Source organism: Streptomyces sp. NPDC012637 (assembly GCF_042954805.1).
Lineage (GTDB): Bacteria > Actinomycetota > Actinomycetes > Streptomycetales > Streptomycetaceae > Streptomyces.
This window is the reverse complement of the sequence record NZ_JBIBDS010000004.1, coordinates 503,662-528,739: the sequence shown is the minus strand read 5'-3', so window position 1 is coordinate 528,739 and position 25,078 is coordinate 503,662. Positions and strand designations below refer to the sequence as shown.

The window sequence follows — 25,078 nt, the reverse complement described above, 5'->3', positions numbered from 1 at the left end:
GCCAACTAGCCTGTGGATAAACCCACTTGGCTGTGGAACAAACCTGCGGCTTCAATGGATTCATGAATGACGAGAAACGCACCGTGAAGGTCTCGAAGTACCTCTCGAAACATCTCCGTCACCAGCCCGAACGCATCGGCCTCGCCCTCGACCCGAACGGCTGGACCGAGATCGACGCACTCCTGAAGGCCGCCGCCGACCACAACTTCCCGATCACCCGCGCCGAGCTCGACCACGTGGTCGCCGCCAACGACAAGAAGCGCTTCGCGGTCGAGGGCACCCGGATCCGCGCCAGCCAGGGCCACACCGTCCCGGTGGACCTCGACCTGCCGCTCGCCGAACCGCCCGCGTACCTCTACCACGGTACGGTCGCCGACCGGCTCCCCGCCATCCGGACCGAGGGCCTGCGCCCCATGGCCCGCCACCACGTGCACCTCTCGCCCGACCGGGAGACCGCCACCCGGGTAGGCGCCCGCCGCGGCCGCCCCGTGGTGCTGAGCGTCGACGCGGGCGCCATGCACCGGGCCGGCCACGGCTTCCACGTCAGCGCCAACGGCGTCTGGCTCACCGACGCCGTACCGCCGGAGTTCATCCGCTTCCCCGGCTGATCCCGGCCGCGCCGAGGGCCGCGACCACAGCTGCGACGACGGGCTGCGACGACGGGCTGCGGCATGATCGTCCCCATGGGACGACACCAGCACCCGCACCTGCCCACGACCGAATCGGCCGTGCGGGCGATCCGCGCGGTCGCCGAGGAGTTCCACCTGGAGATGACGGTCACCGACGACATCGGCGCCGACCAGACCTCCCGCCGTACCGCCGCCGGCGTCTTCACCGTGCTCGACCCGGACGGCTCCCTCCCCCACGAGGCCCACGTCGAACTCGGCGGCTCCCCCTCCGTCAGCGTCCGGCTCTTCCCCGAGGACGACGCGCAGATCACCCTGGAAGGCGTCGTCTTCGAGGACGTGCCCCGCGACTCCGTCCCCGCCTTCCTCCGCTCCGCGTACGGCGGCCTCGCCCACGTGAAGGGCCGCTTCTTCCCGCCCGGCTGGTGGCTCTTCGTCCCGCTCCCCGGCGACGAGACCTACAAGGAGCTCGTCCTCGGCGACCTCCTCAACCCCTGGCTCTCCCGTAACGTCCGCTGACGTCCCCCCGTACGCTCGAAGGCATGACCTTGCGCCTGAGCACCGTGATCCTTCCCGTCGACCGCTGGCACGAGGGCGGGCGTGCCGCGTGGCAGCGGGCCGAAGAGCTGGGATTCCACACCGGCTACACCTACGACCACCTGACCTGGCGCTCCTTCCGCGACCGCACCTGGTTCGGCGCGCTGCCGACCCTCACCGCAGCCGCCACGAGCACCGAGCGGCTGCGCCTGGGCACCCTCGTGACCTCGCCGAACTTCCGGCACCCCGTGACCCTCGCCAAGGAGCTGATGTCGCTCGACGACATCTCCGGCGGCCGGGTCACCCTCGGCATCGGCGCCGGCGGCAACGGCTTCGACGCCACCGCGCTCGGCCAGGAGGCCTGGACGCCCAAGGAGCGCGCCGACCGCTTCGGCGAGTTCGTGCCGCTGCTCGACCGGCTGCTCACCGAGGAGTCCGTGACCCAGCAGGGCACCTTCTACTCGGCGGACGAGGCCCGGAACATCCCCGGCTGCGTCCAGCGGCCCCGCCTGCCGTTCGCGGTCGCCGCGACCGGCCCGCGCGGACTGCGGCTCGCGGCCCGCCACGGCCAGGCCTGGGTGACGACCGGCGACCCGAAGCTGTACGAGGAGGGCACCCCGGAGCAGTCCCTCGCGGCCATCCGCGGACAGGTCGAGAAGCTCGGCAAGGCCTGCGCGGACATCGGCCGGGACGTGGCCGAACTCGACAAGATCCTGCTCACCGGCTTCACGCCGGAGCAGAACACGGTCCTGCGCTCGCTCGACGCCTTCGTCGACTTCGCCGGCCGGCACCAGGAGCTCGGCTTCACCGAGATCGTCGTCCACTGGCCGATCCCCGACTCCGACTTCGCCGCCGACCCGGCCGTCTTCGAGAAGATCGCCACGGAGGCGCTCTCCCAGCTCGGCTGACCGGGCCCCGGCGCGCGGAAGACGCCGACGCGGGGCGCACATCCGGTGACTCAGATGTGCGCCCCCTCGCACGCCCGTGCACTTTGTGCGGAAGAATGGTGCGGTGACCTCACCTCACTCCGCGCTCCCCGAAGCCCCGGCCATCCGGCTGATCGCCACCGATCTCGACGGCACTCTGCTGCGGGACGACAAGTCCGTTTCGGAGCGCACCATCGCCGCGCTCGCCGCCGCCGAGCGGGCCGGCATCGAGGTCTTCTTCGTCACCGGCCGCCCGGCCCGCTGGATGGACGTCGTCAGCGCGCACGTCCACGGCCACGGCCTCGCCATCTGCGCGAACGGCGCCGCCGTCGTCGACCTGCACGCGGGCGGGACCTTCCTGGAGGTACGGCCGCTGGAGCGGACCGTCGCCCTCGACGTCGTCCAGGCCCTGCGCACCGCCGCGCCCGGCACCAGTTTCGCCGTCGAACTCACCACCGGCATCCACTACGAGCCGGAGTACCCGCCCTTCTTCCTCGACCCCGGCGCCACCGTCGCCACCGCCGAGAAGCTGCTCTTCGAGGAGACACCGGGAGCCGCGGCACCCGTCCTGAAGCTGCTCGCCCAGCACCCGGAGCTCGACCCGGACGTCTTCCTCGCCACCGCCCGCGAGGCCGCGGGCGACCTGGCCTCCTTCACCCGCTCGAGCCCGACCGCGCTCATCGAGATCAGCGGCCTCGGCGTCTCCAAGGCCTCCACCCTGGAGCACTGCTGTGCCGAGCGCGGCATCGCGCCCGCCGAGGTCGCGGCCTTCGGTGACATGCCGAACGACATCGAGATGCTGAGCTGGGCGGGCCGCTCCTTCGCGATGGGCAACGCACACCCGGACGTGATCGCCGCCGCCTCCGGTCGTACCACCGGGAACAACGAGGACGGCGTCGCCGTCGTCATCGAGCGCCTCGTCGCCGAGGCCCAGGCCACGAACCAGACCCGGACCCAGCCTCAGGCACAGGCCGAGTCCGCACGCGACCGCTGACGGGGTCCCTGCCGGGCGGCACCCGCTGCACACCGGCACCCGCTCCACCAGGGATCCGCTTCCGCCGGTAAGGCCCTACAGCGGGGCCTCCCACACCACCGTCGTGCCGCCGCCGTCCTCGCCGATCCCCGGCTCGCACCAGCTCGCGCCGCCGAGCGACTCGGCGCGGCGAGCCAGGTTGCGCAGACCGCTGCGCCGGCCTCCCTCGGGGATGCCGACGCCGTCGTCGGCGACCGACAGCCGCACGCCCTGGGTGCCGTCGGGGAGGGTCACGGTGGCATCCACGGCCACCTCGATCCGGGTGGCCTCGGCGTGCCGGAAGGCGTTCGACAGCGCCTCGCGCAGCGCGGCGATGAGGTTCTTGCCCGTGAGGTCGCCCACCGTCGCGTCGATCACGCCGACGAAGCGGTGGGCCGGCTTGAAACCGAGCGGCACGGCCGCCATGTTGATCTCCCGCAGGACCCGGGTGCGCAGGCCCGAGGGCGCCTCGGCGGGCCCCTGCTGGAGCGCGAAGATCGCGGTGCGGATCTCCTGGATGGTCACGTCCAGCTCGTCCACCGCCTTGCCGACGCCCTCCCGCACAGCCGGGACGATCGACCTGCGCTGGGCGCTCTCCAGCATCATCCCGGTGGCGAAGAGCCGCTGGATGACCAGGTCGTGCAGGTCGCGGGCGATCCGGTCGCGGTCCTCGTAGACCGCGAGCCGTTCCCGGTCCCGTTGCGCCTCGGCCATCATCAGGGCCAGTGCCGCCTGCGAGGCGAACTGCGTGGCCAGCGTCCGCTCGGCCTCCGTGAACTGCCGGTCGCCGCGCGCCCGCGGGGTGGCGAGCGCGCCGAGCACCCGCCCGCCGCTCTGCAGCGGCAGCAGCATCGCGGGCCCGTACTGGGCGGACAGCTTGTGCACCATCCGCGGGTCGGTCGAGGCGTCCGCGATGAACACCGCCTCGCCCTCCATCAGCAGCTCCACCACCGCGCTCTCGGGCGGGATCACCACGCCGAGGGACGTGGTGGTCCGGGGCGCGGAGACGGCGACGATCTCCAGGCCGCCCTCCTCGGCCGGCAGCAGCACGATGCCGGCGGCCGCGTCGGCGAGCCGGCGGGCCTGCTCGGCGACCACCGAGAGCGCGTCGTCGGCGTCGCCGCCGGAGAGCAGGGCGGTGGTCACGGCGACCGAGCCGTCGATCCACCGCTCGCGCTGCCGGGCGGCCTCGTAGAGACGGGCGTTGCCGATGGCGATCCCGGCCTCGGTGGCGAGCACCCGGACCATGTGGACGTCGTAGTCGTTGAACTCGCCGCCGCCGTTCTTCTCGGCGAGGTAGAGGTTGCCGAAGATCTCGCCCTGGACCCGGATGGGGACGCCGAGGAAGGTCTTCATCGGCGGATGACCGGGCGGGAAGCCGGCCGAGCGCGGGTCCGTCGACAGATCGGCCAGCCGGATCGTCTGCGGTTCGCGGATGAGCGCCCCGAGCAGCCCCGCGTGTCCGTCCGGCCGGTGCCCGATCCGGCGGACCGTCTCGTCCCCGACTCCGTACGTGACGAAGTCGGAGAGCCCGTCGCCTTCCTCGTCCACGACCCCGATGGCGGCGTAGCGGGCGTCGGCGAGCTCCGCCGCGGTCTCGCAGATCCGGTCGAGCGTGGAGTGCAGTTCGAGGCCGGTTCCGACGGAGCGCATCGCCTCCAGGAGCTGCGGCACCCGCGCGGTGAGCTCGGTGGAGAGGCCGTGCAGGCTGCGCGTGGCCCGGGTCGCGGCTTCGAGCGGGTCCGGTGAGGCGGGCGGTTCCGAGGCGTCGGGCACGGCGGCGGTCATGAGCTGAGCCTAGTTAGTCCTATTTAGAGAGAAAAGTCGGGTGGTGCGGGGCCGGGCCGCCGGTACCGGCGGGGGTGAGCAGCAGATCCGACTCCCGCTCCTGCTCCAGCATCCTCCGAAGCGGCCCCTCGGCCACCGCGAGCTCCGCGTACGGCCCGCGCTGCACGGTGCGGCCGCGGTCCAGGACCACCACCTCGTCGACGGCGTCGAGTCCGCGCAGCCGGTGGGTGATGAGGACGGTGGTGCGGCCCTCGGTGACCCGCAGCAGGTCGTCCGTGAGCGCGTCGGCCGTCGCCAGGTCCAGGTGCTCGGCCGGCTCGTCGAGGACGAGCACCGGGAAGTCGGCGAGCAGCGCGCGGGCCAGCGCGAGGCGCTGCCGCTGACCGCCGGAGAGCCGCGAGCCGTGCTCGCCGACGAGCGTGTCGAGTCCGTCGGGCAGCGAGTCCACCCAGTCGAGGAGCCGGGCCCGGCGCAGCACCTCGCGCAGCTCCTCGTCGTTCGCGCCGGTCCTGGCGAGCCGCAGGTTCTCGCGGAGCGTGCTGTCGAAGAGGTGGGCGTCCTGCGCGCACAGACCGACGAAGCGGCGCACGTCGTCGCCGTCGAGCTCCGGCGCGGACGTCCCGCCGATCCGGTACGTGCCGGACTCGGCATCCAGGAAGCGCAGCAGCACCTGCGCCAGCGTCGTCTTGCCGGAGCCCGAGGCGCCGACCACGGCGACGCGGCGCCCGGCCTCCAGGGTGAGCCCGAAGTCCACGAGCGCGGGCCGGTCCTGTCCGGCGTGCCGTGCCGAGAGCCCGGCGAGCTCCAGCGGGAACGGGCCGGCCGGGGGAGCGGCGGGCGTCGCCGGCTCGTGTACGGGGACGGGCGCGTCGAGCACGTCGAAGACCCGCTCGGCGCTGCGCCGCACGCGCTGGCGGTACTGGACGGCGAGCGGCAGTCCGGTGACGGCCTCGAAGGCGGCGAGCGGGGTGAGCACGACGACCGCGAGCGCGACCCCGTCCAGGCGACCGTCCCGGACTCCCTGCACACCGACGAGCGCGGCGGCGGCGACCGTCAGACCGCAGACCAGGGCGGAGAGCCCGACCCCGAGCGCGGTGGCGGCGGACTGCCGGGACGCGATGCCGGTGAGGGTACGGTCGGCCGCCCCGGCCCGCTCGACGCGGCCCTTCAGGGCACCGGCCACGGTGAGTTCGGCACAGCCGCGCAGGAGATCGACGACGGAGGTGGTGAGCGCGCCGCGCGCGGGCGCCAGCTGCCTCTCGGCCCGCCGGGCGAGCGCACCGCCGGCCACCGGCACGACGACCCCGGCGACCAGCAGGCCCACGGCCAGCACGGCACCGGCCTCGGGCAGCAGCCAGGCGGTGAACCCGACCGACCCGGCGCCCACGACGAGCGCGGCGCCCGCGGGCAGCAGCCAGCGCAGCCAGTAGTCCTGGAGGGCGTCGACGTCCTGCACGAGCCGGGCCAGCAGGTCGCCGCGCCGGGTGCGGCGCAGCCCGGCCGGGGCGATCCGCTCGAGGCGCCGGTAGACGGCGACCCGCAGGTCGGCCAGCATCCGCAGCACGGCGTCGTGCGAGACCAGCCGCTCGGCGTAGCGGAACACGGCCCGCCCGATACCGAAGGCGCGGGTCGCGGTGACAGCGACCATCAGATAGAGCACGGGCGGCTGTTCGGAGGCCCGCGAGATGAGCCAGCCGGACACGGCCATGAGCCCGACGGCGGATCCCAGCGCGAGGCTCCCGAGCAGCAGCGCGAGCACCATCCGGCCCCGCAGCTCCCCCGCCATGGCACGCACCCGTGCGAAGACGGACCCCACGGCGGAGGCCCGGTCCGCGGCCGTCCCGGACGCGCCCCCGGCTCCGGGCTGCTCGCCCCGTGCTTCCGTGGTGTCCCCGGAGCGGTCGGCCCGGGCCGGGTCCTCGGTGGGCGCGGGCGAACCGTCCGGCAGCAGGCCGGCCACGTGCGGGCCGCCCGCGGTTGCGGGCACAGTGGTCGCGGCCCCGTCGGTGCGGCTCTCGGCCGGAGCGAGGCGCACCACCCGGTCCGCGACGGCGAGCAGCGCAGGGCGGTGGACGACGAGGAGGACGGTGCGGCCGGCGGAGAGGCGGCGGACCGCCTCGACCACGGCGGCCTCGGTCTCGCCGTCGAGCGCGGCGGTCGGCTCGTCAAGGAGCAGCAGCGGGCGGTCGGCCAGGAACGCCCGGGCCAGGGCGAGCCGCTGCCGCTGGCCCGCGGAGAGCCCGGCTCCGTCCTCGCCCAGCAGGGTGTCCGCGCCGTCCGGCAGTTCGGCGACGAAGCCGTCCGCGCCCGCGTCCTGCAAGGCCCGCCGCACGGCCGCCTCGGAGGCGTCCGGGCGGGCCAGGCGGACGTTCTCGGCGATCGTCCCGGCGAAGAGGTACGGCCGCTGCGGCACCCAGGCGATCCGGGAGCGCCACTCCTCCAGGTCGAGCGAGGCGAGGTCCACCCCGCCGACCCGGACCACGCCGCTCTCCGAGCCGCTGTTCTCCGGGGTCGCGAAGCCGAGCACCACGTCGAGCAGCGTGGACTTGCCGACGCCGCTCGGGCCGACCAGGGCCACGGTCTCGCCCGGCTCCACGGTGAGCGACGCGGCGTCCAGGGAGGGTTCGGCCCGGCCCGCGTGACGCACCGTCACCCGGTCGAGCTCGAGCCGTACGGACGCGGGCACCGGCTCCGTACCGCCGGCCGGCAACGGGCTCTCCAGGACCTCGAAGATCTCCTCGGCGGCGGCGAGGCCTTCGGCCGCCGCGTGGTACTGCGTGCCCACCTGCCGCAGCGGCAGATACGCCTCGGGCGCCAGGACCAGGATGACGAGACCGGTGTAGAGGTCGAGGCTGCCGTGGACCAGGCGCATGCCGATGCCGACCGCGACCAGCGCGACCGACAGCGTCGAGAGCAGCTCCAGGGCGAAGGAGGACAGGAACGCGATGCGCAGCGTGCGCATGGTCGCCCGCCGGTAGTCGGCGGTGATCGACCGGATGTTCTCGGCCTGGGCCTTGGCCCGGCCGAAGACCTTGAGCGTGGGAAGCCCGGCCACCACGTCGAGGAAGTGTCCCGAGAGCCGGGAGAGCAGCTTCCACTGGCGGTCCATCCGGGCCTGGGTGTACCAGCCGATCAGGATCATGAAGACCGGGATGAGCGGCAGCGTCACCACGATGACGGCCGCCGAGACCCAGTCCTCCGTGACGATCCGGGCGAGCACCGCCACCGGCACCACGACCGCGAGCCCCAGCTGGGGCAGATAGCGGGCGAAGTAGTCGTCCAGGGCGTCCACGCCCCGGGTCGCGAGCGCGGCCAGCGAGCCGGCCTTCTGCCCGCTGAGCCATCCCGGCCCGAGCCGCGCCGCCTGCTGGAGCAGCCGGCCGCGCAGCTCGGACTTGACCGCCGCGCTCGCCCGGTGGGCGGCGAGCTCGGTGAGCCAGGAGACCAGCCCCCGGCCCACCGCCACCGCGGCGAGCAGCAGCAGGGGCGTGGTGAGCCCGGAAACCGACAGGTCCTTCTGGAAGGCCCCGACCACCACCTCGGCGATGAGCATCGCCTGGGCGACGATCAGTGCCGCCCCGGCGAGGCCGAGGCCGACCACCGCCAGGAGGAAGAAGCGGGTGGCCCCGGCGTAGCGCAGCAGTCGCGGATCGATCGGTTTCACGTGAAACATGCTCCCCTGCTGAGCGGCGGTTAGTGGGCCGCTTCCGCGATGTGCTGCGTGCCGATCCGCTTACGGAACACCCAGTAGGTCCAGCTCTGGTAGAGCAGCACCAGCGGGGTCGCGAGGGCGGCGCACCACGTCATGATCTTGAGCGTGTACGGGCTCGACGAGGCGTTGGTCACCGTCAGGCTCCACTCCGGGTTCAGCGTGGAAGGCATGACGTTCGGGAAGAGCGTCAGGAAGAGCATCGCCACCGCGGCGGCGATCGTGACGCCCGAAAGCGCGAACGACCAGCCCTCGCGCCCGATCCGGATCGCACCGATCGCGCCGACCAGCGCCACCACGGCGACCACCATCGCGCTCAGACTCCAGCCGTCGCCCTTGTCCGCCTGGGTCCAGATGAGGAAGGCGAGCGCGAGCACCGCCGTGACGAGCCCCAGCACGAGCGCGAGCGACCGGGCCCGGAGGCGGATGTCTCCGACCGTCTTGAGCGCCGCGAACACCGCGCCGTGGAAGGTGAAGAGGGTCAGCGTGACCAGCCCGCCGAGCAGGGCGTACGGGTTGAGCAGGTCCCACAGGTTGCCGACGTACTCCATGTCCGCGTCGATCTTCACGCCGCGCACGATGTTGCCGAAGGCCACGCCCCAGAGGAACGCGGGGACGAGGGAGGTCCAGAAGATGGCCTGCTCCCAGTTCCGCTGCCAGCTCTCCTCGGGCCGCTTCACCCGGTACTCGAAGGCGACTCCGCGGATGATCAGGCAGACCAGGATGATCAGCAGCGGCAGGTAGAAGCCGGAGAAGAGCGTCGCGTACCACTCGGGGAAGGCGGCGAAGGTCGCGCCGCCCGCCGTGAGCAGCCACACCTCGTTGCCGTCCCAGACGGGGCCGATGGTGTTGATGAGCACCCGCTTCTCGGCCCGGTCGCGGGCGAGCAGCTTGGTGAGGACGCCGACCCCGAAGTCGAAGCCCTCGAGGAAGAAGTAGCCGATCCAGAGGACGGCGATGAGTACGAACCAGACGTCGTGGAGTTCCATTGCCTCGGTCTCCTGAGCCTCAGTACGAGAAGGCCATGGGGCGGTCGGCGTCGCGGTCCCCGCCGATCCGGGTGGGCGGGTTGAGGTCGTCCTCGGTGAGCTCGGGCGGGCCGGCCTTCACGTACTTCACGAGCAGCCTGACCTCGATCACGGCGAGGACGGCGTAGAGCAGCGTGAAGACGATCATCGAGGTCAGCACCTCGCCCTGGGACACACCGGGGGAGACGGCGTCACGGGTGCGCAGCACGCCGTAGACGACCCACGGCTGCCGGCCCATCTCGGTGAAGATCCAGCCCCAGGAGTTGGCGATCAGCGGGAAGGCCATGGTCCAGAGGGCGACGAGCCAGTACCACCTGCCCAGGCGGGGGCTGAGCGCCTTCCGCTTGAACAGGACCAGGTTCGGCACCTCGTCCTCACCGGTCCGCAACCCCGGCGCCAGCATGAACTTCTTGCGGGTCAGCCAGAGACCGACGACACCGATGGCCAGCGAGGCCATGCCGAAGCCGATCATCCAGCGGAAGCCCCAGTAGGCGACCGGGATGTTGGGCCGGTAGTCGCCGGGCCCGAACTTCTCCTGCTCCGCCTTGTTGACGTCGTTGATGCCCGGGACGTACGAGCTGAAGTCGTCGTTCGCGAGGAAGGACAGCAGGCCCGGGATCTCTATGGCGACCGTGTTGTGGCCCTTCTCGACGTCGCCGTAGGCGAAGACGGAGAACGGAGCCGGCGCCTCGCCGTCCCACAGGGCCTCGGCCGCGGCCATCTTCATGGGCTGCTGCTTGAACATGACCTTGCCGAGCAGGTCACCGCTGATCGCGGTGCCCAGACCGGCGATGATCAACGTGATCAGGCCGAGCCTCAGCGAGGTCCGCATCACCGCGACGTGCTTCTTGCGCGCCAGGTGGTAGGCCGCGATGCCGGCCATGAAGGCGCCGCCGACCAGGAAGGCCGCGGTCATGGTGTGGAAGAACTGGGTGAGCGCCGTGTTCTGGGTGAGGACGTGCCAGAAGTCGGTGAGCTCGGCCCGGCCCCGCTCGGCGTTGATCCGGTAGCCGACCGGGTGCTGCATCCAGGAGTTGGCCGCGAGGATGAAGTACGCGGACAGGACGGTGCCGACCGACACCATCCAGATGCAGGCGAGGTGGATCTTCTTCGGCAGCTTGTCCCAGCCGAAGATCCACAGGCCGATGAAGGTCGACTCGAAGAAGAACGCGATCAGCGCCTCGAAGGCCAGGGGGGCACCGAAGATGTCGCCGACGAACCGCGAGTAGTCGGACCAGTTCATGCCGAACTGGAACTCCTGCACGATGCCGGTGACGACACCCATCGCGATGTTGATCAGGAAGAGCTTGCCCCAGAACTTCGTGGCCCTGAGGTACTTCTCCTTCTCCGTGCGCACCCAGGCCGTCTGAAGACCGGCCGTGAGGGCGGCGAGGGAGATCGTCAACGGAACGAACAGGAAGTGGTAGACGGTCGTGATACCGAACTGCCAGCGCGCCAGAGTCTCCGGCGCCAACGCTAGATCCACGTCGTCTCTCCTTACATCGCCGTGGCCACATCGGCAGTTTGCCCCTTTAATCCCACCCATTACGGGAGGAACAGGGACACGCTTGTGAACGCGTTCACATTCACAAGCATTATTGCTCATACGAAATCCGTACGTACAGGCGGGGTGCCTGTACCGAAGGTCACCCCTTCCCAAGACATTCAACATACTGTTGAATCCGGGCCATGACCCTTCGGATACGCGTCTCCTGGCCCGCCGGCCACACCACGGCCACCATCGACGAAACCCCCACGAGCAAGGCGCTCGTGGGGGCTCTCCCGATCTCCTCCACCGCCCGGACCTGGGGCGAGGAGGTCTACTTCGACACTCCGGTCTCCGTCCCCGTCGAGCCCGACGCCCGGCAGGTCGTCGCGCCGGGCACGGTGGCCTTCTGGACGGAGGGCGACGCGCTCGCCCTCCCCTACGGCCCCACGCCCATCTCGCGCGGGGACGAGCCGCGGCTCGCGAGCCCGTGCAACATCCTGGGCGCAGTGGACGGCGACCCGCGGATCCTGGCCACCGTCAGGGACGGCGACCCGATCCGCGTGGAACTCGTCGACTGACCGGACCGGCCGGGGAAACCCGTCGACCGACCGGACCCGTCGGCTGACGGGAGCGTCGGATGACGCGCCCCGCCAGACGCCTACCTGACGGACTACGCCTCCTTACGGAAGCCTTCCGCCGCCTTCAGGAACAGGTCGTTCGCCTCGCACTCACCGATCGTGACGCGGACGCCCTCCCCCGCGAACGGCCGCACCACCACGCCGTGCCGCTCGCACTCCGCCGCGAAGTCCATGGTCCGCTCCCCGAGCCGCAGCCAGACGAAGTTCGCCTGGGTGTCCGGCACGGTCCAGCCCTGGGCCACCAGCCCCGCATGGACCCGCTCGCGCTCGGCCACCAGCGAGCCGACCCGCCCGAGCAGCTCGTCCTCCGCCCGCAGCGAGGCCACCGCCGCGTCCTGCGCGAGCTGGCTCACGCCGAACGGCACCGCCGTCTTGCGCAGCGCCGCCGCCACCGGCTCGTGGGCGACCGCGAAGCCCACCCGCAGGCCGGCGAGGCCGTACGCCTTCGAGAAGGTCCGCAGCACCGCCACGTTCGGCCGGTCACGGTAGAGCTCGATGCCGTCCGGGATGTCGGTGTCGCGGACGAACTCCCGGTAGGCCTCGTCGATCACCACGAGGACGTCGGAGGGCACCCGGTCCAGGAAGCGCTCCAGCTCGGCGCGGCGCACCGCCGTGCCCGTGGGGTTGTTCGGGTTGCAGACGAAGATCAGCCGGGTCCGGTCGGTGATCGCCTCCGCCATCGCGTCGAGGTCGTGCACCTCACCGTCGGTCAGCGGCACCTGCACCGAGGTGGCCCCGCTGATCTGCGTGATGATCGGGTACGCCTCGAAGGAACGCCAGGCGTAGATCACCTCGTCGCCCGGGCCGGAGGTGGCCTGGAGCAGGGACTGTGCCACGCCGACCGAGCCGGTGCCGGTGGCCAGGTGCGAGACGGGCACGCCGAAGCGGTCGGCCAGCTCCTCCATCAGACCGGTGCAGGCCATGTCCGGGTAGCGGTTGAAGTTCGCCCCGGCGGCCAGCACGCGCTCCATCACGCCCGGCAGCGGCGGATAGGGGTTCTCGTTGGAGGACAGCTTGAAGGCGACCGGACCGCCCGCGGCGGCCGGCTTGCCCGGCTTGTAGGTGGGGACGCCGTCCAGCACGGCGCGCAGCCTGGGGCCCGACGCGCTCGTCCCGCTGGTCCCGCTGGTCTCGCTCACTCTGTGTCCTCCTCGACCTTCTGTACCACCAATACTCCTCACCTTATGAGGATTCGGCTCGCCTGCGAATGGGCCGTGGACAAATGGTCCGCGAACGGCACCCCGCGCAGGGGGAGCGCGCTCAGGGGTGGCGCGCGCCGGTGGCGAGCGCCGTGGCGCGCATCGCCCGTAGAGGTGAGTTGAGACCTCTTCGAGACCTCGTACGCTCACCAGGCGCATGGGCACCGAGGACCACAGCTCTCATGTCTCTGACCTGAACTTCCTTTGCTTCCAAGGCATTTCTCAGATGTCGATCATGCAGAAACGTGCCTGTCAATGCCTGCATATGCGACCGGCCCAACCCACCCCCATCGCCCTACTATCGGCTCGCCATGACAGCAGCAGGGAAGCACCAGGTGAGCCGGGCACAGACCCGGGGAAGCCGGCAGGGCCGGGCGGGCATCCGGGACGTGGCCGCCGCCGCCGGGGTCTCCATCACGACTGTCTCCGACGCGCTCAACGGCAAGGGCCGGCTCCCGGACGCCACCCGCCGTCACGTCCGCGAGGTCGCAGACAGACTGGGCTACCGCCCGTCCGCGGCAGCCCGCACCCTCCGTACCGGCAAGTCGGGACTCATCGGCCTGACCGTGACGACATACGGGGATGAACCTTTCACCTTCACCGAATTCGCGTACTTCGCGGAGATGGCGAGGGCCGCGACGTCAGCCGCGCTGGCCCGCGGCTACGCCCTCGTCATCCTGCCCGCCACCTCCCGCCATGACGTCTGGTCCAACGTCGCCCTCGACGGAACCGTCGTCATCGATCCCTCCGACCACGACCCGGTCGTGACCGAGCTGGTCCGGCAGGGGCTGCCCGTCGTCTCCGACGGCCGCCCCGCCGGCACCCTCCCGGTCACCGCCTGGGTCGACAACGACCACGAGGCAGCCGTCCTCGACCTGCTCGACCACCTCGCCGCCGCCGGCGCCCGCCGGATCGGTCTGCTCACCGGAACCACCACCGACACGTACACCCGGCTCTCCACCACCGCGTACCTCAACTGGTGCGAACGGGTCGGCCAGGACCCCGTCTACGAGGCCTACCCCGCGCACGACCCGTGTGCGGGCGCCGTCGCCGCCGACCGGCTGCTCGCCCGCCCCGACCGGCCCGACGCCGTGTACGGGCTCTTCGACCCCAACGGCACCGACCTGCTCGCGGCGGCCCGCCGCTACGGGCTGCGGGTGCCGGACGACCTGCTGCTCGTCTGCTGCAGCGAGTCGACCGTCTACGCCAACACCGAACCGCCCATCACGACGCTCTCGCTCAAGCCGCGCCGCATCGGTACCGCCGTCGTCCAGCTCCTCATCGACGCCATCGAGGGGATCGAGACGGACGGTCCGGTCGAGCAGGTGATACCGACGGAGCTGATCGTCCGCACCTCCTCGCAGCGACGCTCGCCGCGCACGACGGTGAGCCCGCCGCGCTCTCCCTCGAAGGACTGAACCGGGGAGAGGGACCCCGAGGACCGGATCCGGGGGGCCGAGAGGTGCGGGGTGGGGGCCGCACCTCTGGGAACGGGCAGGGCCAAACCTTCGGGTGGCCCTGCCCGTTCCCTGGCCTGGACCTTCCCAATTCGGGCGAAACAACCGGTGAACCCGGAGTGGACCCGGATTCACCACCCCTGGTGCGTCACACAGGAGGACCCTCATTCCTATGATGGGCGGACGACACCGCGGACCACCACGACCAGGCCGGTCCGCGATGTGCAGGGCATCGCGACGGTGGTGGAGGGGTCGATGACACAGGGGGCCGGGCAGGAACCCGTGGTGCGCACGGCGACGTTGCGTGACTTCCGTGTACCTCCGTACGCCCGGGTGCCCGTCCAGGGGCACGCGGCCGAGCCGTTCCCGGCCGACGTCCCGGCGCCTCCCGCCGCTCCCGTGCCCGCGGTCGCCCCCGCCTCCGCACCGGTGGCCGCTCCGGCCGCTGCCCCCGCACCCGCGGCGGCTCCCGCCTCCGTGCCCGAGGCCGCTCGCGCCTCCGCGCCCGAGGTCGCACCCGCCGACGCGACGCTCCACCTGGGCTCGCTCTCCTCGGGCCACCCGGGGAACGCGTTCCCCGACGACGAGCCGCCCGAGGGCTACACGCCGACCGAGCGCGACCTGCCGATCATCAACCGGGGCGACACCGTCCAGGTCCACGTCACGCCCGTGCCCCAGCCGGCCCCGGTGCCGGGCGACGGCCCCGGCCCGCTCTACGTCGTCGGCGACGTGCACGGCTACCTCGACGAACTCCTGGAGGCGCTGCGCGCCCAGGGCCTCATCGACGAGAACGGCGGCTGGGCCGCCGGCAACGCCCGCCTGTGGTTCCTCGGCGACTTCACCGACCGCGGCCCCGACGGCATCGGCGTGATCGACCTCGTGATGCGCCTCTCCGCCGAGGCCGCCGCCGCCGGCGGCTACTGCAAGGCCCTCATGGGCAACCACGAGCTGCTCCTGATCGGCGCCAAGCGGTTCGGCGACACGCCGGTGAGCTCCGGCGCCGGCACCGCCACCTTCCAGGCAGCCTGGCTGCTCAACGGCGGCCAGAAGCACGACATGGACCGCCTCCAGGACGTCCACCTGCAGTGGATGTCCCGGCTCGACGCCGTCGTGGAGCAGGACGGTCACCTGCTCCTGCACTCGGACACCACGGCGTACCTGGAGTACGGCGGCACCATCGAGGACGTCAACGACAAGGTCCACGAGATCCTCAACCGGAACGACGCGGACGAGGTCTGGGACCTCTTCCGGAAGTTCACCAAGCGCTTCGCGTTCCGCGACGAGGCCGCCGGCCCGCAGGCGGTGCGGGAGCTGCTCGCCACCTACGGCGGCAGCCGGATCGTGCACGGCCACAGCCCCATCCCGTACCTTCTCGGCCAGGTCGGCACGGAGGACGGCGAGGAGGGCGAGCGCCCGGTCGTCGACGGTCCGCACGTCTACGCGGACGGACTCGCCATCGCGATGGACGGCGGAGTGACCATGGCCGGAAAGCTGCTGGTCGTCCAACTCCCGCTGCCCGCCTGACGCATAACCCTACGCATCCGGGGAAGGCGATTTCCGGGAACACCCTGTCACCGCGTGCGGTAACCGCCCTACCATCGGCTCATCCGTAGCAGGCTCTCCTCCGTTTCCGCCTGATCCGCCGTCGAGCACGGCCGGTTCCGGCCCTACGGAGCATCGGGGGATGCACATGAACGTGGCTCCGCACCTGCTGACCGAGGACCGCGCCGAGTTCGAGCGGGTCGTCGACGACGCACTGCGCAACGCGCACGACCACCCGGATCTCGCCGAGACCGGGACCCGGCTCAGCACCACCCAGCTGCGCGCGATGGCGCTGAACGCGACCGCGCTCATCACCACGGCCGCCGCGACCGAGTACGACCACTTCGTGAAGGTCCGCGAACAGGTCCGCTCCGCGGCGAGGGGCACGGCCGGCGGAAGCGGAAGCGGCACGGGCGAGGCGCCGGCCGACACGGACGGCGCGGGCGTCGTCGCCGTCGTGACCGTCCTCGCCCCGCTCCTCGCGGGCACGGCCGCAGTCGTCGTCCTCCTCGTCGGCGCCGTCCTGAAGATGCTGGACCCGGCCCCGGCCTTCGCCGACACCCTGCTCACCGCCGGCCTGTTCTTCGGCGCCGTCGCCGCGGCCGGCCTGCTCTGGGCGGCGGCCGGCCTCCTCGTCACCGCCCTGCGCAACAGCGCCACCGAAGTCCCGGCCGGGACTCCCGACGACGAGTTGTCACGCGCCAGGGAGGCCTGGCGCCAGGCGCTGCGGGAGCGCGGCGTGGTGCCGTTCCTGCGCGACGCGCTGGCCGCCGCGCCCGCCGAGCCGGCCACGGCCCCGGCGCTTCCCCGCCAGTCGCCGCCGCCGACCGGCCGCATCCCCAAAGTCGGCTACAGCGGCCCGGACTTCACCAGCCCGGGCGGGGGCGCCCCGTCCCCGCGTCCGACGTACACGAGCCCGGACTTCACCAGCCCGGACTTCGGTCCGCCGGATCACCGGCCGGAGTGAGAAGCACCGGCCCGCGACTCCCCCGAGGGTCGCGGGCCGGTGGTACGGGACGGGTCCCGGCTACTCCGCCATCGGCAGGTAGACCCGGTTCCCGGCAGCGGCGAACTCGGCCGACTTCGCGGCCATGCCCGCCTCGATCTCGTCCGCCTTCAGGTCGCCGCCGTGCTCACGGCGGATGTCCTGGGAGATCTTCATCGAGCAGAACTTCGGACCGCACATCGAGCAGAAGTGCGCCGTCTTCGCGGGCTCCGCCGGCAGCGTCTCGTCGTGGAACTCACGGGCCGTGTCCGGGTCCATGGCCAGGTTGAACTGGTCCTCCCAGCGGAACTCGAAGCGCGCGTCGGACAGCGCGTCGTCCCACTCCTGCGCGCCCGGGTGGCCCTTGGCCAGGTCCGCCGCGTGCGCCGCGATCTTGTAGGTGATCACGCCCGTCTTGACGTCGTCCTTGTTCGGCAGGCCCAGGTGCTCCTTGGGCGTGACGTAGCAGAGCATCGCCGTGCCCCACCAGGCGATCATCGCCGCGCCGATGCCCGAGGTGATGTGGTCGTACGCCGGGGCGACGTCCGTGGTCAGCGGGCCGAGCGTGTAGAACGGCGCCTCCTCGCAGATCTCCTGCTGGAGGTCGATGTTCTCCTTGATCTTGTGCATCGGGACGTGGCCCGGGCCCTCGATCATCGTCTGCACGTTGTGGCGCTTGGCGATCGTGTTGAGCTCGCCCAGGGTCTTCAGCTCGGCGAACTGCGCCGCGTCGTTGGCGTCCGCGATCGAGCCGGGCCGCAGGCCGTCGCCGAGCGAGTACGTGACGTCGTACGCCGCGAGGATCTCGCAGAGCTCCTCGAAGTTCGTGTAGAGGAAGTTCTCCTTGTGGTGCGCGAGGCACCAGGCGGCCATGATCGAGCCGCCGCGCGAGACGATGCCGGTCTTGCGGCGGGCGGTCAGCGGCACGTACGGCAGCAGCACGCCGGCGTGCACCGTCATGTAGTCGACGCCCTGCTCGGCCTGCTCGATGACGGTGTCCTTGTAGATCTCCCAGGTCAGCTCCTCGGCCTTGCCGTCGACCTTCTCCAGGGCCTGGTAGAGCGGCACGGTGCCGATGGGCACGGGGGAGTTGCGCAGCACCCACTCGCGGGTGGTGTGGATGTTGCGGCCGGTGGAGAGGTCCATGACCGTGTCGGCGCCCCACTTGGTCGCCCAGGTCATCTTCTCCACCTCCTCCTCGATGGAGGAGGTGACCGCGGAGTTGCCGATGTTGGCGTTGACCTTCACCAGGAACCGCTTGCCGATGATCATCGGCTCGATCTCCGGGTGGTTGACGTTCGCCGGCAGGACCGCGCGGCCCGCCGCGATCTCCTCCCGTACGACCTCGGGGGAGACGTTCTCGCGGATCGCGACGTACTCCATCTCCGGGGTGATCTCGCCCCGGCGGGCGTACGCGAGCTGCGTCACCGCCTGGCCGTCGCGGCCACGGCGGGGCAGCCGCGGGCGGCCGGGGAAGACGGCGTCGAGGTTCTTCAGGCCTCCGCCGCGGGGCGAGGTGTGCTTGATGCCGTCGTCCTCGGGCCGCACCGGACGGCCCGGGTACTCCTCCGTGTCACCGCGCGAGATGATCCAGTTCTCGCGCAGCGGCGGCAGGCCGCGCCGCACGTCGGTGTCGATGGTCGGGTCGGTGTACGGACCGGACGTGTCGTACAGCGTCACGTCCTTGCCGTTGGTGAGGTGCACCTGACGGACGGGCACCCGGATGTCGGGGCGGGAACCCTCGACGTAGCCCTTGTGCCAGCCCGGCGTGCGCTCCTGCGGGCCGCTCTGGTCCTGGTCGGAGGCAGGCGTGCGTGCATCCTGAATGGTCATGAGACCGAATCTCCCTACGCCGGCATTACCCGGTAACAGGTTCGGCGGTCGGCGCAGCCTCCTCCCGTACGTACATCGGTACGCGCGTACGGTGATCAGCGCCCTCTCAGCCCGGTGCTCCGAGCTCCCGCGTGTGCAAAGGTGTCACCACGCTAGCGTCATCCCTGGCGTGCTGAACAGTGGGGGCCTCGACGTTCTTGCGATGATCGGTCGGTGACGTCAACGCAGCAGCCCCAGGAACCCCACGGCGACGGGCACGGCCACGGGCACGGCCATGCGCACGGCCACGGCCCCGCCGCACCCGTCTCACGGCACCTGCGGAAGGTCATCGCCGCGGTGCTCATCCCCTTCGCCACCGCCGTCGCCGTCGGGCTCGTGGTGCTGTGGCCGGGTGGCACCCCCGGGCACGAGCCCACGGGCGTCGGCTTCGACCGGCAGACCGAGCAGGGCAAGGTCGTCGCCGTCGAGCAGGTCGACTGCAAGGACGTGAACGCCGCCCAGGTCCCGCCGACCGGCGACACCTCCACCCCGGAGGGGCGCGAGGCGGTCAACGCCCAGCAGGGGCAGTGCGAGAAGGCGACCGTCGAGGTCACCACCGGCCCGGACAAGGGCCGTAGGTTCACCGAGATCGTGCAGCCGGACGCGCCCCGCCAACTCCACGAGGGACAGGGCGTGGTGGTGGCGTACGCCCCCGACGCCCCGCGCGACCTGCAGTACTCCGTCACCGACGTGAACCGGAAGCTGCCGATCGCCGTGCTCGCCGGCATCTTCGCGCTCGCCGTCGTCATCGTCGGCCGGATGCGCGGCGTGATGGCGTTGATCGCGCTCGCGGCGAGCTTCCTGGTGCTGACCCTGTTCATCCTGCCGGCGATCATCCAGGGATCGAATCCGCTGGTGGTCGCCATCGTCGGATCGAGCGCGATCATGCTGATCGCGCTCTACCTGTGCCACGGCCTGTCGGCCCGCACCTCGGTCGCGGTCCTGGGCACGCTGGTCTCGCTGCTGCTGATCGGCCTGCTCGGCTCGCTGTTCATCGGCTGGGCCTCGCTCAGCGGCAACACGGACGACAACACCGGTCTCATCCACGGCCTGTACCCCGAGATCGACATGTCCGGTCTGCTGCTCGCCGGAATCATCATCGGCTCGCTGGGTGTGCTCGACGACGTGACGGTGACCCAGACCTCGGCGGTCTGGGAACTCCACCAGGCCGACCCGACGATGGGCCCGCGGCGGCTCTACCGGGCCGCTATCCGGATCGGCCGCGACCACATCGCCTCGGTGGTGAACACCCTGGTCCTCGCCTACGCGGGCGCGTCCCTGCCGCTGTTGCTGCTCTTCTCGATCGCGCAGAGCAGCGTGGGAACGGTGGCCAACAGCGAGCTGGTGGCCGAGGAGATCGTCCGGACGCTGGTCGGCTCGATCGGTCTGGTCGCCTCGGTACCGATCACCACCGGCCTTGCGGCGCTGGTGGTTTCGGCGGACCGGCCGGGTCCGGGAGCGGGCGAGCAGCGCCCGGCACGGGCCGGCGGGGGCGGGCGGCGACGCCGGGCCAAGTAGGCCCGGCGGTCTGCCGCCGGGGTCGGCTCGCCGCGGTCAACCCGCGTTCTCCTCGGCCAGGATGCGTCCGAGGGCCGCCTCCAGGCTGTCCTCGAAGTCGCCCAGTGCCTCTTCCTGACCGAGTGGGACGAGCTTGTCCGTGCGGTCGAGGAAGGCGACGAGCGGCGGCGCGCTCGCGCGGAACAGGGCGCGGTCGCCGCCGACCTGAAGGCGGATCATCACGTCGGAGAGTCCCTCGGGGTCGGTCGGCGCGATGTGCACGTCGCCGTCCCCGCTGGGGCGGTTGATCCCGTCGAGCAGCAGCTCGCGGCCGAAGGCCCAGGTCACGGGCGCGTCTCCGGGAAGGTGGAACGTCATCCGCACCGCATAGGGGTCGCGGGTCTCGTATCGCAGTTCCACCGGGATCCGGAAGGAGAGCTCCTCGGAGACGAGGAAGCTCATCAGGACCTCGGCCTGAACCGTCTCTCGCATGATGTACCCCGCAGTAGATGAGCAGTTGTGTAAACACGCTGCTGAAAGCTGTGACCGAAACGGCCAGGAATGATCCCCCATGGCCCTCTTGACGCAATCGTGCTGTACGCGCTAGCGGATCACAAGGAGTGATTTTTCAGATACTGATAGAGAACGCGAGCGAGCTGAAGAGCTTTCCGATCTCATTCTGTAGCCGGTCGATAGCAGGTAGCAACCGTTCTTCCTGGTGAAGAGGGAGGGAAATCGCCATCGCGGCCGCCGTGGACCCCGCGGTGATGGGAATGGCCGCACAGACCGTGCCGAGCGCATATTCCTGACGCTCCACCAGGGGCTCCATTCGCCCCATACCGCCCAAACGATCCAAAAGGGACCGGCGATTACGCACCGTATACGGCGTGATGGCTTCCACCGGATGGCGGTCGAGGTGGTCTTGACGAGTCTTCAGATCCAGTTGACTCAGCAGGCACTGCCCGATGGCGTGCGCGTGACCGGTCTCCCGGAAGTCGGCCCACTCCTCCACGGCGGGGGCCGCGGGAGTGTCGGCGACGGCGACGAGCTCGATCTCGCCCTCGCGGTAGATGGCGAAGTAGACCGGGACGCCGATGGCGTCCCGCCAGTGGGCGAGAGAGTCTTCGATCTTGGTGCGACGATTCTGCAGAACTCCGCCGCCGACCAGCCTGCCGGCGGCGTCGCCGAAGACGAACACACCCTTCTCGCGACGCAGATAGCCCTCGTGCGTCAGGGTGCGGAGCAGGTGGTACGCGGTGGGAAGCGGAAGTCCCGCCTCGCGCGCGAGCTGTTTGGCGGGAGCCCCGTCCTCATGGGAGCCCACGGCCTCCAGGAGTCTCAGCGCCCGCTGCACCGAGCCGATCAGAGTAGGAGCAGCGGGCTGCGAAGCCGTGGCCAAAGGTCACCCCCAGGCGTGTCGACGAGTGCGTCGCACCCGCCCGCGGGGGCCGCCCCCGCGCGCCCGCCGCGGCCTGGGACCGGTGGGGTCCGGTGGCGGACCCGTCCGGGAGGCAGACGCGATCACGCGAGTCGTTGCGGAGGTCTACGCCTGTGGTTCCCGGGGCGGCGGAGGTTTTCCACTCTAATGGCAGGTCCCGGGGCCACACCGGGTTTCCACCTGCGCGTTCCCTCGGCCGGGCTAATCGCCCGAGGGGTCGCCATACCGATGGGTAACTTGTGCTACCAGTCCTCACGACGGGAGGTCGACGAGGACGTGAACTTCCTGACGACGTAGATCAGACCGGCCACCAGCGCCACGAACACCAGCAGCTTGAACAGCAGACCGACCACGACGGTCAGGAGGCTGGTGATCAGGCCGCCGAAGACGACCAGAGCGATGACGGGTATGGCGATCCACTTCACCCACCACGGCATCCCCGCGAGAATCTCCTTCACCGCCATGGCGCTTACCTCATCTCCGAACGGTTCGCCGTCGCCCTCTGCGCCGGACACCTCCGATGCTAGGGGCGCACACCAAGCCCGCGGGGCCCTCCCGGCCCCTGCTCTTCCCTGATCCGACCCCTAAGGGGTCGGGCCTCCGGGAGAGGGCGCACCTCTGCCGAGGGGCGCCCCTCGGCAGGGGGGTCAGGCCTCCGGCGGCGAGAAGACCACCATGACCCGCAGGTCCTCGGTGATGTGGTGGAACTTGTGCGGGACGCCCGCCGGCACGTACACCACACTGCCCCGAGCCACCGGCGTCGTCTCCGTCCCGACCGTGATCGCGGCCCGGCCGCTCACCACGAAGTACACCTCGTCCTGCCCGTGCGGCTGCTGCGGGTCGAGCTGCCCCGCGTCGAGTGCGTACAGACCCACCGACATGTTGCGTTCGCGCAGGAACTGGAGGTAAGCGCCGTCGTTCGCGGCGCGCTCCGCCTCCAGCTCGTCCAGTCGGAATGCCTTCATCGTCGTACGCCCCTGCCTTGGCCGGATCATGTCTGCCACGATCAGACACATGAAGAATTTCGTCGTCAAGACGCTCGCGAACGCGGGCGCTCTCGCCGTTGCCATCTGGCTGCTGCAGGACATCACGCTGACCGGTGACAGCACCGCCAAGAAGGCCTGGACCCTCATCCTGGTCGCCCTGGTTTTCGGCCTGGTGAACTGGCTGGTGAAGCCGGTCGTCAAGCTGCTCACGTTTCCGCTCTTCATCCTGACACTCGGTCTGATCACCCTGGTCGTCAACGCGCTCATGCTGCTCCTGACGTCCTGGCTGGCCGACCAGCTCGACCTGAGCTTCCACGTCGAGGGCTTCTGGACCGCCGTCCTCGGCGGCCTGATCATCTCCGTCGTCTCCTGGGCGCTGAACGTCGTCCTGCCCGACGGCGACTGAGGGCCGGCCATGACCTACCGCGTCTGTTTCGTCTGCACGGGCAACATCTGCCGCTCCCCGATGGCCGAGCACGTCTTCCGCGCCCGCGTGACGGAGGCCGGTCTGGCGGGCGCGGTGGAGGTGGACAGCGCCGGTACCGGAGGCTGGCACGAGGGGGACGGCGCCGATCCGCGCACGGTCGCCGTCCTGGCCGACAACGGCTACGCGTCCGGGCACACCGCCCGGCAGTTCCGCGCCTCCTGGTTTCCCGCGCTCGACCTGGTGATCGCCCTCGACCAGGGCCACGCGCGGGAGCTGCGGCGACTCGCGCCCACCCCCGAGGACGCCGCCAAGATCCGGCTGCTGCGTTCCTACGACCCGGGAGCGGGCCCCGACATCGACGTGCCGGACCCGTACTACGGCGGCCGGGAGCACTTCGAGGAGTGCCTGGAGATGGTGGAGACGGCGAGCGAGGGTCTTCTCGCGGCGGTGCGCGACGCGGTCGCGGCCACGGTCGCGGACCCGGTGGAGGAGCAGACGGCATGAGCGGGACGAACAAGGTGCCCGGAGCGGACGGCACGGGCGCTCGCCACGACGCCGGCGGGCTCGGCGAGGGCACGCGGGCGGTACGGGCCGGGCTGCCCGAGCCCGTGAAGTACGAGCCGACCCTGCCCGGGCCGGTGTTCGCGGCCCACTTCCACCTGCCCGGCGAGCCGACCGGCCCGTACACCTACGGCCGTGACGAGAACCCGACCTGGACCCATCTGGAACGCGCCATCGGCGCGTTGGAGGCGCCGGGGGAGAGCGGCGTCGAGACGCTGGTCTTCGCCTCCGGCATGGCCGCCGTCTCCGCCGTCCTGCTCTCCCAGCTCAGGTCCGGCGACGCCGTCGTCCTGCCCTCCGACGGCTACCAGGCCCTGCCCCTGCTGCACGAGCAGCTGCGGGCGTACGGGATCGAGGTCCGCACCGCGCCGACCGGCGGCGACGCCCAGCTGGCCGTCCTCGCCGGGGCGAAGCTGCTGTGGATCGAGACCCCGTCCAATCCCGGGCTCGACGTGTGCGACGTGCGCCGCCTGGTGGCCGCGGCCCACGAGGCCGGGGCACTCGTCGCCGTCGACAACACCCTGGCCACGCCGCTCGGCCAGCGGCCGCTGCAGCTGGGCGCCGACTTCTCCGTGGCCAGCGACACCAAGGGCATGACCGGGCACGGCGACATCCTCCTCGGGCACGTCAGCTGCCGCGATCCCGAACGGGCCGCCGAGGTGCGGCGCTGGCGCAAGATCGTCGGCGCCATTCCCGGCCCCATGGAGGCCTGGCTCGCCCACCGGTCCCTGGCCACGCTCCAGTTGCGGCTCGACCGCCAGTGCGCCACCGCGCTCGCCCTCGCCGAAGCGCTCACCGGCCGCGGCGAGGTGACAGGGCTGCGCTACCCGGGGCTGCCCGGCGACCCCTCGCACGAGGTGGCCGCGCGGCAGATGCGGCGCTTCGGCTCCGTCGTCTCCTTCGTGCTGCCCGACCGGGAGCGGGCCGACCGGTTCCTGGACGCGCTGCGACTGGTCGACGACGCGACCAGCTTCGGCGGCGTGCGCTCCACGGCCGAACGGCGCGGACGCTGGGGCGGTGACGCGGTGCCCGAGGGCTTCGTCCGCTTCTCGGTGGGCGCGGAGGACCCGGAGGACCTGATCGCGGACGTGCTCCAGGCCCTCGACAGGGCGGCGAAGGACGCCGGCTAGCCGGCACGGCAGGGAGAGAAGCGGCGGGCACGGCCGCAGGGGCGTTCCGAACCTCCCCCCTCGTGGCTCGGAACGCCCCCGCCCCCTGCGGCTTCCTCGGCGGACAACCGCCTGAACAAGGCTAGTTGACTCTGCGTCAGTGTCCAATCACGGTAGCGACAGCGGCCTATCGACTTATTTATAGTTGGACGGTCCTGAGGCGCCGTCCGCGGACCGCCTGAGTCGAACGGC

At 71.3% G+C, this 25,078-nt stretch carries 22 protein-coding genes and 1 riboswitch; of the genes, 12 read left to right on the top strand and 10 right to left on the bottom strand.

Annotated elements, in window-relative coordinates:
• Nucleotides 1–62 precede the first annotated feature (62 nt).
• The 4 genes from ACFY8W_RS19420 to ACFY8W_RS19405 all read left to right on the top strand — a co-directional run bounded on the left by ACFY8W_RS19420 (nt 63) and on the right by ACFY8W_RS19405 (nt 3,083).
• Nucleotides 63–608 carry an RNA 2'-phosphotransferase gene (locus ACFY8W_RS19420; RefSeq protein WP_391106400.1) on the top strand — a complete coding sequence of 182 codons (546 nt, stop codon included), beginning with the start codon at nt 63–65 and terminating at the stop codon, nt 606–608.
• Nucleotides 609–683: 75 nt separating this feature from the next.
• The gene (locus ACFY8W_RS19415) at nt 684–1,145 is read left to right on the top strand and encodes a hypothetical protein (RefSeq protein ID WP_391106398.1); all 462 of its coding nucleotides are present in this window, start codon (nt 684–686) and stop codon (nt 1,143–1,145) included.
• 23 nt (nt 1,146–1,168) lie between these two features.
• The gene (locus ACFY8W_RS19410) at nt 1,169–2,071 is read left to right on the top strand and encodes an LLM class flavin-dependent oxidoreductase (protein ID WP_391106396.1); all 903 of its coding nucleotides are present in this window, start codon (nt 1,169–1,171) and stop codon (nt 2,069–2,071) included.
• A 103-nt stretch (nt 2,072–2,174) separates the two neighbouring features.
• Nucleotides 2,175–3,083, top strand: a complete 909-nt coding sequence (locus ACFY8W_RS19405; protein ID WP_391106394.1) for a Cof-type HAD-IIB family hydrolase — start codon at nt 2,175–2,177, stop codon at nt 3,081–3,083.
• Nucleotides 3,084–3,158: 75 nt separating this feature from the next.
• Here ACFY8W_RS19405 and ACFY8W_RS19400 read toward each other — a convergent pair whose 3' ends face one another.
• Genes ACFY8W_RS19400 through ACFY8W_RS19385 form a run of 4 tightly spaced genes read right to left on the bottom strand, consistent with a single transcriptional unit; the run spans nt 3,159 to nt 11,112 of the window.
• Entirely contained in the window at nt 3,159–4,889 is a 1,731-nt protein-coding gene (locus ACFY8W_RS19400; RefSeq protein ID WP_391106392.1) for a GAF domain-containing protein, read from the bottom strand.
• Between the two features lie 19 nt (nt 4,890–4,908).
• Nucleotides 4,909–8,553: a thiol reductant ABC exporter subunit CydD gene (gene cydD / locus ACFY8W_RS19395; protein ID WP_391106390.1), complete on the bottom strand. Its 3,645-nt coding sequence runs from the start codon at nt 8,551–8,553 to the stop codon at nt 4,909–4,911.
• A 29-nt stretch (nt 8,554–8,582) separates the two neighbouring features.
• Nucleotides 8,583–9,587 (bottom strand): cytochrome d ubiquinol oxidase subunit II, encoded by a 1,005-nt coding sequence (gene cydB / locus ACFY8W_RS19390; protein ID WP_391106388.1) that lies wholly within the window; start codon nt 9,585–9,587, stop codon nt 8,583–8,585.
• Between the two features lie 19 nt (nt 9,588–9,606).
• On the bottom strand, nt 9,607–11,112 hold the full coding sequence (locus tag ACFY8W_RS19385; RefSeq protein WP_391106386.1) for a cytochrome ubiquinol oxidase subunit I: 1,506 nt from the start codon (nt 11,110–11,112) through the stop codon (nt 9,607–9,609).
• A 203-nt stretch (nt 11,113–11,315) separates the two neighbouring features.
• On the opposite strand from ACFY8W_RS19385, the gene ACFY8W_RS19380 reads away from it, so the two are divergent.
• Nucleotides 11,316–11,693, top strand: coding sequence for a cyclophilin-like fold protein (locus tag ACFY8W_RS19380; protein ID WP_391106384.1), 378 nt, complete (start codon nt 11,316–11,318; stop codon nt 11,691–11,693).
• Between the two features lie 92 nt (nt 11,694–11,785).
• Here ACFY8W_RS19380 and hisC read toward each other — a convergent pair whose 3' ends face one another.
• Complete coding sequence (hisC, locus tag ACFY8W_RS19375) at nt 11,786–12,892, bottom strand: histidinol-phosphate transaminase (protein WP_391106382.1); 1,107 nt, start codon at nt 12,890–12,892, stop codon at nt 11,786–11,788.
• 371 nt (nt 12,893–13,263) lie between these two features.
• Between hisC and ACFY8W_RS19370 the strand changes: the two genes are divergently transcribed.
• From ACFY8W_RS19370 to ACFY8W_RS19360, 3 genes are all read left to right on the top strand, one after another.
• On the top strand, nt 13,264–14,370 hold the full coding sequence (locus ACFY8W_RS19370) for a LacI family DNA-binding transcriptional regulator (RefSeq protein WP_046908646.1): 1,107 nt from the start codon (nt 13,264–13,266) through the stop codon (nt 14,368–14,370).
• A gap of 279 nt (nt 14,371–14,649) precedes the next feature.
• Nucleotides 14,650–15,933, top strand: a complete 1,284-nt coding sequence (locus tag ACFY8W_RS19365; protein ID WP_391106890.1) for a metallophosphoesterase — start codon at nt 14,650–14,652, stop codon at nt 15,931–15,933.
• A gap of 160 nt (nt 15,934–16,093) precedes the next feature.
• Nucleotides 16,094–16,918 (top strand): hypothetical protein, encoded by an 825-nt coding sequence (locus ACFY8W_RS19360; RefSeq protein WP_391106380.1) that lies wholly within the window; start codon nt 16,094–16,096, stop codon nt 16,916–16,918.
• Between the two features lie 60 nt (nt 16,919–16,978).
• Here the strand turns inward: ACFY8W_RS19360 and thiC are convergent, their stop codons facing one another.
• A complete protein-coding gene (thiC, locus tag ACFY8W_RS19355; RefSeq protein ID WP_391106378.1) occupies nt 16,979–18,769 on the bottom strand; it encodes a phosphomethylpyrimidine synthase ThiC in 1,791 nt (596 codons plus the stop codon).
• A riboswitch (TPP riboswitch) is annotated at nt 18,764–18,910 on the bottom strand. Its footprint overlaps the gene before it by 6 nt.
• A 72-nt stretch (nt 18,911–18,982) precedes the next feature.
• Here thiC and ACFY8W_RS19350 point away from each other — a divergent pair.
• Entirely contained in the window at nt 18,983–20,326 is a 1,344-nt protein-coding gene (locus ACFY8W_RS19350) for a YibE/F family protein (protein ID WP_391106376.1), read from the top strand.
• Between the two features lie 36 nt (nt 20,327–20,362).
• Here ACFY8W_RS19350 and ACFY8W_RS19345 read toward each other — a convergent pair whose 3' ends face one another.
• The 4 genes from ACFY8W_RS19345 to ACFY8W_RS19330 all read right to left on the bottom strand — a co-directional run bounded on the left by ACFY8W_RS19345 (nt 20,363) and on the right by ACFY8W_RS19330 (nt 22,708).
• Nucleotides 20,363–20,797, bottom strand: a complete 435-nt coding sequence (locus ACFY8W_RS19345) for an SsgA family sporulation/cell division regulator (protein WP_391106374.1) — start codon at nt 20,795–20,797, stop codon at nt 20,363–20,365.
• 136 nt (nt 20,798–20,933) lie between these two features.
• Entirely contained in the window at nt 20,934–21,671 is a 738-nt protein-coding gene (locus tag ACFY8W_RS19340; RefSeq protein WP_391106887.1) for a helix-turn-helix domain-containing protein, read from the bottom strand.
• Nucleotides 21,672–21,985: 314 nt separating this feature from the next.
• Complete coding sequence (locus ACFY8W_RS19335; RefSeq protein WP_391106885.1) at nt 21,986–22,201, bottom strand: DUF5326 family protein; 216 nt, start codon at nt 22,199–22,201, stop codon at nt 21,986–21,988.
• 189 nt (nt 22,202–22,390) lie between these two features.
• Complete coding sequence (locus ACFY8W_RS19330) at nt 22,391–22,708, bottom strand: cupin domain-containing protein (protein ID WP_391106372.1); 318 nt, start codon at nt 22,706–22,708, stop codon at nt 22,391–22,393.
• 49 nt (nt 22,709–22,757) lie between these two features.
• On the opposite strand from ACFY8W_RS19330, the gene ACFY8W_RS19325 reads away from it, so the two are divergent.
• From ACFY8W_RS19325 to ACFY8W_RS19315, 3 genes are read left to right on the top strand one after another with little or no spacing between them, the layout of a single operon-like run.
• A complete protein-coding gene (locus ACFY8W_RS19325) occupies nt 22,758–23,135 on the top strand; it encodes a phage holin family protein (protein WP_391106370.1) in 378 nt (125 codons plus the stop codon).
• 9 nt (nt 23,136–23,144) lie between these two features.
• Entirely contained in the window at nt 23,145–23,660 is a 516-nt protein-coding gene (locus ACFY8W_RS19320; RefSeq protein WP_391106368.1) for a low molecular weight protein-tyrosine-phosphatase, read from the top strand.
• On the top strand, nt 23,657–24,847 hold the full coding sequence (locus ACFY8W_RS19315) for a cystathionine gamma-lyase (RefSeq protein ID WP_391106366.1): 1,191 nt from the start codon (nt 23,657–23,659) through the stop codon (nt 24,845–24,847). Before ACFY8W_RS19320 ends, ACFY8W_RS19315 begins: the two co-directional genes overlap by 4 nt.
• The last annotated feature ends 231 nt before the right edge of the window (nt 24,848–25,078 follow it).